The 12,621-nt window shown below is 37.4% G+C and carries 11 protein-coding genes and 3 pseudogenes; 2 read left to right on the forward strand and 12 right to left on the reverse strand.

Features of this window, described 5'->3' with window-relative positions:
- Positions 1 to 13 precede the first annotated feature (13 nt).
- Together QNN06_RS17175 and QNN06_RS17180 are read right to left on the reverse strand one after the other, a co-directional pair.
- Positions 14 to 1,645, reverse strand: a complete 1,632-nt coding sequence (locus tag QNN06_RS17175) for an acetolactate synthase large subunit (RefSeq protein WP_284035521.1) — start codon at positions 1,643 to 1,645, stop codon at positions 14 to 16.
- Positions 1,646 to 1,647: 2 nt separating this feature from the next.
- Positions 1,648 to 1,929: pseudogene (locus QNN06_RS17180) on the reverse strand (glutamate synthase-related protein); the annotation flags it as partial.
- Between the two features lie 362 nt (positions 1,930 to 2,291).
- Between QNN06_RS17180 and QNN06_RS17185 the strand changes: the two are divergent.
- A complete protein-coding gene (locus QNN06_RS17185) occupies positions 2,292 to 3,062 on the forward strand; it encodes a cysteine hydrolase family protein (protein ID WP_249366808.1) in 771 nt (256 codons plus the stop codon).
- Between the two features lie 489 nt (positions 3,063 to 3,551).
- Here the strand turns inward: QNN06_RS17185 and QNN06_RS17190 are convergent.
- Positions 3,552 to 3,899, reverse strand: a pseudogene (locus QNN06_RS17190) (transposase); the annotation flags it as partial.
- A 289-nt stretch (positions 3,900 to 4,188) separates the two neighbouring features.
- Between QNN06_RS17190 and QNN06_RS17195 the strand changes: the two are divergent.
- Positions 4,189 to 5,871, forward strand: a complete 1,683-nt coding sequence (locus QNN06_RS17195) for a GMC family oxidoreductase (protein ID WP_284035522.1) — start codon at positions 4,189 to 4,191, stop codon at positions 5,869 to 5,871.
- 860 nt (positions 5,872 to 6,731) lie between these two features.
- Here the strand turns inward: QNN06_RS17195 and QNN06_RS17200 are convergent.
- The 9 genes and pseudogenes from QNN06_RS17200 to QNN06_RS17240 form a co-directional block, all read right to left on the reverse strand.
- Positions 6,732 to 6,836: pseudogene (locus tag QNN06_RS17200) on the reverse strand (DUF1048 domain-containing protein); the annotation flags it as partial.
- A gap of 52 nt (positions 6,837 to 6,888) precedes the next feature.
- The gene (locus QNN06_RS17205) at positions 6,889 to 7,230 is read right to left on the reverse strand and encodes a DUF1048 domain-containing protein (protein WP_217036888.1); all 342 of its coding nucleotides are present in this window, start codon (positions 7,228 to 7,230) and stop codon (positions 6,889 to 6,891) included.
- Positions 7,227 to 7,571 (reverse strand): PadR family transcriptional regulator, encoded by a 345-nt coding sequence (locus QNN06_RS17210; RefSeq protein WP_213119543.1) that lies wholly within the window; start codon positions 7,569 to 7,571, stop codon positions 7,227 to 7,229. The genes QNN06_RS17205 and QNN06_RS17210 overlap by 4 nt, the downstream gene beginning before the upstream one ends.
- A 504-nt stretch (positions 7,572 to 8,075) precedes the next feature.
- Positions 8,076 to 8,474 (reverse strand): VOC family protein, encoded by a 399-nt coding sequence (locus QNN06_RS17215; protein ID WP_284035523.1) that lies wholly within the window; start codon positions 8,472 to 8,474, stop codon positions 8,076 to 8,078.
- A gap of 468 nt (positions 8,475 to 8,942) precedes the next feature.
- Positions 8,943 to 9,092: a hypothetical protein gene (locus QNN06_RS17220; protein ID WP_213119541.1), complete on the reverse strand. Its 150-nt coding sequence runs from the start codon at positions 9,090 to 9,092 to the stop codon at positions 8,943 to 8,945.
- Between the two features lie 289 nt (positions 9,093 to 9,381).
- Positions 9,382 to 9,642: a hypothetical protein gene (locus QNN06_RS17225; protein ID WP_213119540.1), complete on the reverse strand. Its 261-nt coding sequence runs from the start codon at positions 9,640 to 9,642 to the stop codon at positions 9,382 to 9,384.
- A gap of 244 nt (positions 9,643 to 9,886) precedes the next feature.
- A complete protein-coding gene (locus QNN06_RS17230; protein ID WP_284035524.1) occupies positions 9,887 to 10,471 on the reverse strand; it encodes a hypothetical protein in 585 nt (194 codons plus the stop codon).
- 407 nt (positions 10,472 to 10,878) lie between these two features.
- Positions 10,879 to 11,472, reverse strand: coding sequence for a TetR/AcrR family transcriptional regulator (locus QNN06_RS17235; RefSeq protein WP_284035525.1), 594 nt, complete (start codon positions 11,470 to 11,472; stop codon positions 10,879 to 10,881).
- Positions 11,473 to 11,543: 71 nt separating this feature from the next.
- Positions 11,544 to 12,578 (reverse strand): alpha/beta fold hydrolase, encoded by a 1,035-nt coding sequence (locus tag QNN06_RS17240; protein WP_284035526.1) that lies wholly within the window; start codon positions 12,576 to 12,578, stop codon positions 11,544 to 11,546.
- Positions 12,579 to 12,621 lie beyond the last annotated feature (43 nt).

Below are 12,621 nucleotides of genomic sequence, written 5' to 3' on the forward strand. Positions count from 1 at the left end.
GATCCTTCCTTTCTTAGCATTGAAGATGACTTAATTTCTCCGTTAATTTCATGTTTTCACTATAATCAACTGGGCAATCAATAAAGACTGGTTTGTTCATGGCAATGGCTTTTTCTAGTGCAGGCTTAAGTTCCTCTGCATTTTTAATTTGCATTGCTTCAAATCCGTAGGACGAGGCCAGCTGCACAAAGTCAGGATTTCCAAATTTAATATGGGAAGGACGGTTAAACTTTTTCATCTGATGCCATTCGATTAAGCCATACCCTTCATCTCTCCATAATAAAACAATAATTGGGAGATTCAGCCGTTTAGCTGTTTCTAACTCAGCGCCGGTCATTTGAAAAGATCCATCCCCGCAAACAGCGACAACGGTTCGATTCGGCTGGGCAAGTTTCGCTCCTATCGCTCCAGGGACCGCGATCCCCATTGATGCCAAGCCATTAGAAATTAGACAGGTATTCGGTTGATAGGTATGGAACATTCTCCCTATCCATACTTTATGTGCCCCCACATCAGAAACCACAATATCCTCTTCTTTTAAAACAGCTCTTAGATCGGAAATAATTTTCTGAGGTTTGAGTGGGAAGCTTGTATCATCACGAAATTGCTGCAGCTCAGCGAGTGCCTTATTCCTAACGTTCAATACCCATGAATTATTCCTTTCTTTTTGGGAAAGAACCATATGTATCTCATCTAAATTCCGTTTGATATCTCCTACTACATTTAGTTTTACTGGATAATTTTGATCGGTCTCTGCTTCTTCTGTATCAATGTGTAAAATGGAGGTCGTACCATTAGGATTCCATTTAGATGGGGCATATTCTGAAATATCAAAACCAATTGCGATAATTAAATCGGAGTGATTAAATCCACAAGTAATGTAATCATTCCCGCCCATGCCTGCTGTAAATAAACTTAAGTCATGGGTCCAGGGAAGAGCTCCTTTTCCCATGAAAGTATGGACGACAGGGATATTGGCCTTTTCCACTAGAGCCCTTAATTGTTCAGCAGCATTTCCTCTCGTTATTCCGTTACCAGCTAGTATGATTGGGTGTTCAGCTTGTTCAATAAGTTGAGCTGCCTCTTTAATTACCTGATCCCCTGCTTCAGTTAAAGTATGGACTGTTCCCTTTAATGGAGTTCCCTGAACTTCCATTCCAGCAACATCATTAGGGAGATCTATGTGGACAGCCCCTGGTTTATCCTGAGTCGATACTTGAAATGCCTTACGAACTGCCTCAGGTATGATTTCTCCCTTTTTTATTTGTGCATTCCATTTTGTTACAGGTTCATAGATATGAATTAAATCATAATATTGATGACTAATTTTATGCTGCCGGTCTAAACTAGCTTGGCCTGTTATTGCAACAATTGGATTTAAATCCATGTTGGCATTTGCGACACCTGTTAAAAGGTTTGTTGCGCCTGGCCCTAATGTTGCTAAGCACACACCAGGTTTTCCCGTTAACCTTCCGTAGGTCCCTGCCATAAAAGCAGCACTCGTTTCATGTCGGGTTACGATAAAGTTAATCGTTGAATCCAGTAGAGCATCCATAAGATCGATATTTTCCTCACCTGGTATCCCAAAAATATATTCTACGCCCTCTTTCTCTAAACACTTAACTAATAATTCAGCTGCCTTCACTATTAAACACCCTTTACAATGGATTGATACACTACTTCTAATGAATAAACATGATCTCTTTCGTCTTTGTAAACGATATGTTCAGGTTTAAAATGCACTGGTGAATCTAATCCAGCTGCTGCAGCCAGACGGAACAGCCCTGTTCGCATATAAATTAAATATTGGCCGTACGATACTTTTTCTCATCCATTACAAGAGCCTTTTGTAAATCGGGATCCGGTTGTTGCTACCCCGACTGGACAAGCATTTGAATGGCCTTTTAAGGCTTGGATATAACCTACTGTGTATTTTTTGTATAGTTATTCATGTAAAGCCACCTTAATTTAAAACAAATTGTTCACCATAGTTTTCCACAAATTTATTTCCTTATCCTAACCTCTAACTAACACTTACCTCCCGTTAGTGAAACAAGAAAAGCTGCCAAAATGACTGTCTAGATCTTTAACTCTTGCACCCTTTTAAGTATATTTTCTTCACAATCTTCCGCTAAGCCCCCTCATTTACTCATATCTTTTTTTTTTATTATTTTTGTTTTAAATTTCCAAACGAAAACTTTATTCAAGATGAAGAACTTTTTCTCACATGAATTTCACCAGATTAATAATCACAAAATAGGCGTAAAGAACTTTATTGAAGGAGAATCTTAATGAGAAAAATTCTACAATGTTTTTTTCTGTTTTCATTTATTGTCAATCTTAATCTTTATTGTTTTAATCAAAACGTAGTTGCAGCACAAATCAAACCTCTTCCAACACCTGGTATGAAGGTCTCTCCAAAGAATACTGCTTTGGTGATTACAGATCCTCAAAATGACTTTTTAAGCCCAAAAGGTGTGGCATGGAATTTAGTCAAAGACAGTGTTGCTAAAAATCATACGATTGAAAACATTGATTTATTATTCAAAACAGCAAAGGAAAATAATTTCAAAGTGTTTGTGTCCCCTCATTACTATTATCCATATGATTTAAAATGGGTGTTTGGGGGAGCTATGGAACATTCAATGCACGAACTTAAAATGTATCAACGAAAAGGTCCATTATCGCTTGAAGGCTTTAAAGGCTCTGGTGCTGACTTTCTTGATAGATATAAGCCATATATTGAAGATGGCCAAACTGTAATCACAAGTCCTCACAAAATTTATGGACCCGAAGCCAATGATTTGGTTTTGCAACTGCGAAAACAAAGAATTACCCGCGTCATTCTTGCAGGTATGTCTGGGAATCTTTGCGTTGAATCCCATATGCGTGAACTAATTGAACAAGGCTTTGAAGTGTCAGTGGTTCACGACGCAACAGCAGCAGCAAAAATAAATAATTTAGATGGAGATATGGCTGCAAAAATAAATTTTCGTATGATTGCCAGTGCCTCATGGTCTACAAATGAGACTATAGATAAAATGAAATCAAGTCAGAAATAAAAGCCTCGAGTTTGGAGGCTTTTTTTGATAGATGATAATTGCAAATAATAATCACATAAAAGATGTACTTGTTGTTAATCGCCCGAATACTTGCTTATTCGCAGGATATCATATCCCTTTAAATAGGTTTAACGGATAAAAGAAATGATTTCAGATCATTATGACTTCGTAAAGGCATAGTTAACTAAAGGAGTGAACTTCTACTCCATATTTACCATATAATGTACATGCTCCACGCCGCCCCTAGAGGCTTTCTCTCCCATGTCTCAACGGGTCTTTTGCCCTTACATTCCTTCGTCATGCCTATTCCAAGGGGTGGAGGCCAGTTATGCTAACCTGATGGGTCAGTGCCTTGAATGGAAGAAACCTGGTACTCCGTACATATATGAAATCCTACTAATAAGCCAACGATAAAAACAATTTGTTATATCCTAAATGGGAACGAATCTCAGATTCTATAAATTATTAAGACGCCAATGGTGTTAGTGGTTAAATTTTATCAGAGCAATAGGACTCATTTCGTTTCGAAATATCTACAAAAATTCTTGCCAACTTGCCAATTTACTTCATAATTGATTTCATTTTCTTCATTTTTTTGACTTTGACGTTATGAGAATGTAAAACTTGAAATTCTGGATTATTCATCACAAGGCTCATAGTCGATAAGTAAAGGAATCTCCTTAGTCTAGATCGTCCACGCTTAGAAATCACAATTTGGTCTTTCCACCTAGCTGTACTAGTTTCAGCTAAATGCAACCCTGCATGGCGAAGAAGAGAATTACCGTGAGAAAATTGAATTAACTCCCACGCCTCACCTAATATACCAGCTAAAGTAAGCTAGGATATATTTCCCAATTGAGCTTTATGACTGTTAAACATTTGAGGTGAAATTGCATAAAGATTTCCCGTTAATACAAAAAAATAACTTGCCGCACATCTACAAATACACACTATTTCCTTTAAAAGAAGCAACTAATATTAATTACAATTGTCCCTAAAAAGTAAAACGGCTACCAAAAACTCAGAGGTACGAACTAATATGGACACTCACATATAGGTGATGTTTGTAATACATTTAAAATAAGACTTTTGTCAAAGTTAATAGGCTTTGGAGAGGAATGATGAAATGTCCGCAAAAAATACCTTCGATTATATTGTAATAGGTGCGGGAACTGCTGGTGGGGTAATTGCAAAGAAATTATCGGATGATATAACAAACTCTGTAATTGTCCTGGAACCAGGAACAAATATGGTTAAAGAACTTAGCAGTCCTTCTGGGGCAGTATCAGGGATATTGGCTTCTGATAATAGGCATTCCTTTAATATGCTTACAAATGCAGAGCCAAGTATTGGGAATCAGCAGCTTAGAATATCAAGCGGAAGAACAATCGGAGGAAGCTCCGAGCATAATGCCATGTATGCTGTACGGGGAAGCAGTGAACTTTATGATGAATGGGCACAAATGGTTGGATCTCAATGGAGTTATAATAATGTCAGTTCTTTTTTCATAAAAAATGAAACTTATACAGGAAAGACGCAGGAACCCGAAGAACGCGGAAGAAAAGGCCCTATTTTTGTCAGACAGCAAAACATTCCCGAGGATGGGCTTACCTATACGCTAGCAAAAGCTGCATCAGATGTATTAAATATTCCCATTGTCGAGGATTACAATACTGGTATAAGGGATTGTACATTTTTTAAATCACAATTTTTAAATAAGGAAGTGAATGGACAATTCGTTCGTTCATCCACTGCCACTGGATATTTAAATAGACAAATTGTCACACAAGGAAATGAGTTCCATCCAGATGAAGATGGGGTTGGCCGCAGAAATTTAGTTATTTTGGCTAAAACAACCGTGAATAAAATTCTATTTGAAGAGGATGGAGGAATTCAAATTGCCGTAGGTGTTGAATTTGTCCGAAACGGTATATCAAATAGAGTATATGCTACAAAGGGGATTATTGTTAGTGCAGGCAATTTTTCGTCTGTTATATTACAACGTTCTGGAATAGGGAACCCTGATGATCTGGCTAAAGCAGGTATTAAAACACTTATAAACAGCCCCAATGTGGGGCATAACTTTCAAGCCCATTTTACGACGGGAATGGGAGTAGAAGTTAAAACTGAGTTGATTTTAGATCTTATGACTGCAGACCCAGACAATCCATTTCCACTGGGTGCTTTTAAAGGAGACGGCAGAAGTGAAGGCCGACGCCTACAAATATATGGATCCCCAACACCAACGTTTCTCCCTACTCAAGATGTACTGGCTAATAACTGGGCTTTTGATCCTAAAAAGAAGAGCAATATTATGAGCATTGGACTTTTTGACCTAAACCCAAAAAGCAGGGGTACTATATTGGCTGCACACAGCGATCCTGAAGCTTATCCTTCCATCGACCTTAATCCGCTTGGCGACCCTGATGACCTGGCTTTCATGGTTGATCAATATATTCAGACATATCACATTATGAAGAAAGCACGTAAAATCGACCCTGAAGGCATTTACAAAGTGGTATACCCACCTGAAAAAATCTTTGAGATAAGCAATAAGGAAGAACAACGTAAAAAATTAGAAAGTTACGTTAGGGCTTCATATCGCAATATCTTTCACTTTGGAGGTCAATGCAAGATGGGCAGAAGTATTCGTGACGGCGTTGTAGATGGATATCTAAATGTTTTTGGCACTAAGAACCTGAAAGTCGCCGATCTTTCTATCTCCCCCATTTTACCAGATGGCAACACTACCATACCGGCACAAATGATTGGTTTAAATGCTGTTAAATTTATTCAGGACCAAGAATGACTAGATGAAATCTGGTTTAATTTAAGACTAAAATATCTAACAAGAAGTCCATCTGTTTTTAATGATGAAAAAGGATGTTGGTTAGAAATTGACCAACGTCTTTTTTTATCCCATAAATAATTCGAAATATCCTGTGCTTAACAATCTTTGGGTTCAATTTCTCCGAATCACCTTTCCGTTATGAATAACAAAATGCCGCATTGATTCGCAGCAATATCCTGTACAGGTTATTTTTACACTATGGTGGAAGCACAGCTTTTACATTGGCGACACAATTCAATAAAAACCGAAATGACAACCTTGTGAAGGTAGTTGTTGTTTTTATTAATGTGAACTATACTGCACGGTTGGTTGTATACCCCTTTTTATATAAATATTGGTAATTTGATAAACTAAGCATCCATCCAATCATATTTAGATGAACACTTATAATTTACTGTAACTTTAAATGAGAGAATGATAATGGTTTACTACATATTTTTGCATCACTACAATCCATGGTATAAACCAACCGTCGTTCCATTTATTCCCCCATCACCGATACCACCAGCTGCTATCACCTATCGAAATTTGAACGAGTATGGTTTAAAATACCCTTATTAGACTAGACTGCAGTACAGCAACTAGATCTTGTATGAAAGCCCTCGTTACGGGAATCGCTGCATGGATCATACTTTTTTCCTCCTTATAAAAAGCGCAGTAAGGCGCTAGATTGCCTATACTCCTCTACTCAGTCTGACTGATAATAAGTATTACTTACTACCAGGTTAAAAATATAACTGAATAGAGAAGGTGACACATTACATTTGTACTAGCTATTCAGTAGGATGAATTATCTATTGAATTTACTTTATTTCCAATCACTTCATGATACCCTGATTCAAATTTTCACGATACTTGTCGACAAAGGTTTTAGCGGTTGCCACTAGTTCGTCGGCAAAGGAAGCCACTTCGTCCTCAATGATGGTTTACATTTTTAGTGTCGATGCCAGGCGAAAATCCACTAGGAGTTCGACGTTAGCCACGACCAATCGTATCGTTTAACTTCTTCCGATACTTATCCTTCCAAGTTTGCTCATCCTTCACTAGGTCGTCGCAGAAAGCAGCCACATCCTCGCCCGTAAGGTCAGTGACTTTCTTGCCTTCCGCTGCACCTTCCTCGAAGAGGTCGAGAATGCCGCCAAAGATACGGCTGCTGTCCTTCCAGTTGGTGGGACCACCACCAGCAGTCCACATATATTTTTGGATAGCTTTGTAAGCATTGTGGTACTCACTTGGAAGTGCCTTCGCACGCGCCTCCATCGCCTTCCATTCCCGCTTGTCATCCAGACTTCCGATAATTTTTTCAAAAATACTCATATTAATTCTCCTTTTAATTTTATTTTAGTTTTAAGTTCGTTAATTTTGCTTGAAACAAAATCCCATTTTTTCCAAAATATTTCAAGCTGCTCTCGACCTGCTGCGTTAAGTGTGTAAAATTTTCTCGGTGGTCCCATAGTGGATGGCTTTTTTTCGATGTCCACCAGATTGTGTTTCTCAAGCCTTATTGTAATTGTATAAACTGTGCCTTCAACTACATCAGTGAAGCCAAGTTCTCGCAGCTGTTGCGTGATTTCATAGCCGTAAGTTTCGCCACGGCTGATGATTTCAAGCACACACCCCTCAAGCACCCCTTTCAGCATTTCTGTGATATTTTCCAATTTTTTACCTCCATTTATATTTTTTTCAGTACTCTGTAACACAGGTATTCAGTGTTACTCACTACTAGTATATAGTATTACCGAATAGTGTAATTTGTCAATAAAACTTTTCGTCAAAAAAGCCCATTATTACGGCTTCAAATGTTTTTTTATCAAAATTGACAGCTTAGACTTTTGCCAGACATGTGATTAATCTCAAGAAGATCTAAATAATTTAAAAATAATTGGTGAAGAGGTTGATGACCAAGAACTCGCTATTTTGGTGGACTTGATATACATGTTAAGGTGACCAAGATGATGATTAGTAATACAAACGGTCTCGACTTCGCAAAAAAACAAGCGACTATTTAGTTACAAACGCATTGAGAGCAATCAATGTCTTAATATTTTTTGAATAAAAAAAGCCGAAAATATGCAAGAATTGAATAAAGACTTGCATATTTTTCGGTCAATTGATAATTGAGATATTTTTAACAAAAGAACCCGTTAATTTAAGTTCAATGTTTACTTAGGAAGATTTATTTGCCATGAAACGCCGAAACGGTCATTTACCCAACCAAACTTTTTACTGAAACCATAATTGTTTAAAGGCATAAGTGCTTGTCCACCTTCAATAAGTTTCTCATAAAGAAAGTCAAGCTCTTCTTCAGTATTACAAGTAATAAAGATTGAGAAAGAAGGTGTAAAGGAGAATTGATGTTTGACAAAACTGTCAATACACATAAATTCTTGGCCTTTCAAGGTAAAAGTAGCCTGCTTGACGGTGCCTTCTGGACCAGCTTCATTAGCCCCATATCTAGCTATGCTTGTAATTTGAGAATCCTCAATGATAGATGTATAAAAATTCATCGCTTCTTCTGCGTTGCTTTCTTGAAACATTAAAAATGGTGTTACCTTTTCCATTTTTATCTACCTCCTAATTATATATATTAAATTATACTATAGTTGATTTTCTTTTTAAAAGGATGTTCCTACTATAAAAGCTAGTTCCTTCTTTACTAGACTCGTAAGCACATAAAAAACCGAGTTAGCCGCAGACATCCCAACTTTAACATAAGAGCCTGTTACTTAAAGAAGAGAACTTTTTTCCTTTCCTTTCAGCCCAGTGTCCTTAAAAACAATCACCGTTTATTTGAAATTAACTTTTTCAATTTTACAAATCCATTTATAATATGCAATCAAAATTAATAGCAAAAAAGGGTCCTCGATTATTGAATACCAAAACTTCCACAAGAGCATCTATACCTTTTTTTCTTTATGAGGTCGGGTATTGGAAAATCTGGCGCGGATCTCAAATACTTTTTAATTGCAAATAAAAAGGAATATCTGATTAGAAGATATTCCTATAATTGATAATTAAAAACGATTTACTTACTCTTTATTTTTAAGATTGATACGTTCCGGAAGTTCGTTATCAGGTATATCCCCCTCGTCCACTCGATCATTTTCTAAATTTTTCCGAACGCTTATTTTATAAGGTCCTTCTTGATAAGTGTCTACCCTCCATGATTTGTCACTCATACATTCTACCCCTTTCATTTTATATTTTTATACACGCATAACCAGGGAGTCCTTTTTGTACAACATCCGCCTTCATTCTTTTGCCATATCGGCCAACTGCTTTAGCCCCCCATTCATAATCCCTCATTTCATTATTCTTATTTTTGGAAGAAATATCATTTATAATTAATAAATTAATTTGTTTTATTATGGTAATTATATAAAACTCACTTGAAAGTTTCAAAATAATGGAAATAACAAGAACGAGATTAACTTACAAAATAAAACAAGGAGAGTATTACTCTCCTTGTTACCGAGGTTCCTGTCCGTTTATCGGCGAACCTGTTGAAGTATGTTCATTTACCCAATCAAGAGACACTTTCGAAACAGCTGACCAATTTGGAATTTCGTTGCGATGTTGCTCAACCCAACTCATACAATATTGTGGGTCTATGCTCTTTTCACCACATTGTTCTAAGAAAGACTGGATGTTTTGCTCCGTACAATTTTCCCATGAACCACACGTTTCAGCCCAAATCCGTTCCATTTCCTGCTTGATATCGTTTACCATATTTCATTCCTCCTTGATTAAATCTGACAAAATAAGTTTGTCCAAGGAGAAGAAATATATTTACAGAAGTGCAAGCAAAACAGTTTGATATGATAGTAATGACATATTAAGTTTACTGTCTGCTTATTACTCACTAGTGCGGATTTTTCACTGGCTCAACCAAGACATTGTGTTTGGAGGAGCGGATTACTTAAAAACCTATATATATGTATTCTAATGTATAGATTTGCGAACCAGGAGCTTTCTATTGAGTCGAATTCATCGCGTTTATCTCTTCTAGAATATGATTGGAATAAGTTTGGCAATAGTGCATAACGGCATCAACGACCACTTTGGAAGAATATTCCAAGTAATTGTCCATATAATTCCTATTATCCGGTTCCAGAAATATCCCGATAAACCCAATCAATAAATCGTTGACTAGCTTGGTATGGAAGTAAACACTTTCCGCATAGGCTATATGTTCTTCACTAGTTGAGCCTTTATAGACTAACTCCTTAAACCTAGGCGTGTTTTCAGCTATGAAATTAGAATCTTTCACTTGGTTAGGAACATTTGCCATGATCGATTGGAAGCTTTCATGCGAAAGAAACTGCTCTTCTTCAATGCACTCCGTTAAAAAAGATATGGCAGTATTAGTATAGGCAGATTGAAGGGTAACATTTACCAATAATGACTCTAAGTACTCTTCAGGAGAACCCACACTGTCTCTTGCTTGTAGTATAATCTTTTTAATTCCTTCTAGCAGCTCCGTTTTATCCCAATTGGGCTCCCTAACAATTGCATTAAAAACATCCGCTGTGTTTTTCGATAGCAATTCTATTGACAATGCTTTCATCCCCTCAAATTAGTATATTTTCGTTAATATTTATTAGCCAAAGGTTTGGCTCGTCCTTTACAACTATGTTTTAGCTTAAAGAACATTTCTGACAATCTCACAAAAATTTTGAAAACATACTTTAATTATAACGTAGACATCAAACGACATAAACTTGAATTTAAAAATAAGTGTGTGGAGTAAATAACTTTTTTATGAAAGTAAACAAGAAGACATACCTATTCATCAGATTTTTGAGGCAGTAGAACCGTCCCCACGTTGCATTTCAATGTTATGAAAATCAAATTTAAAAAGCCTAATTTCTCGATATTTTAAGGAGAAGTTAGGCTTTAGTTATTTCGTAAATACTCCAGATTATTAAAAAAGAAGTTATTAAATATCGAAATCCTCTTTGGAAATTAATTTGTCAATATACGTATTAACACATCCACATTTGGCAACCCATACTCTTCATCAATCTCGTCTTGGGTAAGAAGACTGTTGATGATGGTAAAATACCATGACAACATCATTCGAGGTTCGCCTGGCGAAAATTCACCCGATTCCTGACCTTTAACAAAGATAGGAATTATTGGTTCAATCAGAACATTTGTTGAAACTCCTTCAAAGATCTGTGTGACCTTTTCGGGAACATCCTCAGCCGTGCGGGCACGTTCCATTAACATAAAGGCGTGCATATTGTCCTCATCAAGCATGTGTTTCGTTAATGTTCTAATTTGTTCAAAAGGTGTTCCCGGTAAATACCCAACATTCTTTAGTTCCCTTCTTGCTTCTTCCATCAATTCTTGGACAAGAGTGATGAAAAGTTCCTCTTTAGAATTAAAATAGCGGTAAATTAAACCTTCACTAATGCTTGCTTCCTTCGCAATCATGCTCGTTTTCGTACCTGTATATCCTCTGCGGGCAAACATTTTAAGCGCCGCTTGTTTTATTTGTTCCCTGCGTTCGTCACGGATTTGATCAAGCTGCTGCTGTCTGTTTAATGGAGACACCCTTCCAACCTCCGGATCTATAAATGTCATATTCATTATATCATTCAACTAGAGAATTTTTACTTTTACTATTAGTGGATAGTCGATGGGGCAAGTGGACGCACTCTCTTGATCAATTCCTCAAGAAACTGATTAGGCCGGGCAAAACACGCAAGATGGCCAGCGTTTTTGATTAGAACAAACTCCTTTTGAGGGGCCTCAATCTCATCGTAATATGCTCTCGCCAGTTCAGTTGGCGTGATAATATCATGATCTCCGTGAAAAATAAAAACCGGCAGCTCAAATTTACTGTACTTTTTAAAATCAAAGTTTATTAATTCATTAAATAAATGGTCAAGGGAATAACTCATACCTTTAAAAATATCCATCATATCACGTATTTTATGTTCCGGGGAAGAGAGCATGGAGGGCAAAATTAAATCTGTAATCATATTGGGGACATCCTTAATTGTTTTAACAATAAGTCGATTCTTCTTGTCAAAATCTTTACGGCTCCATTTGGATTGATCAGCTCCCATTTTCTCAAGCAGCTGAACACCCCTCATAATACCTGCACCACGGAGAGCGTTGACTGTTAAAGTATACACAAGATTTTGTGAATCCGGGGCATTCTGATCTGTGCCGACATAGGCGTAAAAAAGATCTGGCCGAAGCTTTGCCATCATGATACCAATCAGACTGCCCACAGAACTTCCAATCAGAATGACCTTCTGATGACCAAGATTATCACGCAAGTATTCTGCTATTTCTATCCCATCCTCCGCGAGACGGTCGAACGTGATGGCTCCGCTGCCCTCTTTACCGTTCTTGCCAAAAGTCTTTCCTGCTCCACGCTGATCCCACTGAACCACAATGAAGTGTTTCTCCCATGAACGCAACAACGGACTGAAGATGGAATAGGTCGAAGCCGGACCACCGTGAATCAATAACAAAACAGGGTTGTTCCGATTCTCGCCACGAATTGTAATCCACTGATCGATACCGCCAATTTTCACATAACAGCCCTCTACGATGCTGTTAGTTGTACTGATTTGAAGATCTTTGGCATTCTTTCTCTGGTTTCTCTTCCTCAGAACGATCCCTCGCAGGAAATTAAATTGGCCCATTTGAACATGCCCTCTTTCCTTTTTAGTCTATGAGTGAGTAATT

It is taken from the genome of Neobacillus sp. 114 (assembly GCF_030127045.1).
In the GTDB taxonomy this organism is placed as follows: domain Bacteria; phylum Bacillota; class Bacilli; order Bacillales; family Cytobacillaceae; genus Neobacillus; species Neobacillus rhizophilus.

Bases quoted from the DNA above. Each gene is read 5' to 3' on its own strand.
- QNN06_RS17185 (WP_249366808.1), top strand. From the start codon at position 2,292: ATGAGAAAAATTCTACAATGTTTTTTTCTGTTTTCATTTATTGTCAAT.
- QNN06_RS17195 (WP_284035522.1), top strand. From the start codon at position 4,189: ATGTCCGCAAAAAATACCTTCGATTATATTGTAATAGGTGCGGGAACT.
- QNN06_RS17205 (WP_217036888.1), bottom strand. From the start codon at position 7,230: ATGAGTATTTTTGAAAAAATTATCGGAAGTCTGGATGACAAGCGGGAA.
- QNN06_RS17215 (WP_284035523.1), bottom strand. From the start codon at position 8,474: ATGGAAAAGGTAACACCATTTTTAATGTTTCAAGAAAGCAACGCAGAA.
- QNN06_RS17220 (WP_213119541.1), bottom strand. From the start codon at position 9,092: ATGAGTGACAAATCATGGAGGGTAGACACTTATCAAGAAGGACCTTAT.
- QNN06_RS17225 (WP_213119540.1), bottom strand. From the start codon at position 9,642: ATGGTAAACGATATCAAGCAGGAAATGGAACGGATTTGGGCTGAAACG.
- QNN06_RS17240 (WP_284035526.1), bottom strand. From the start codon at position 12,578: ATGGGCCAATTTAATTTCCTGCGAGGGATCGTTCTGAGGAAGAGAAAC.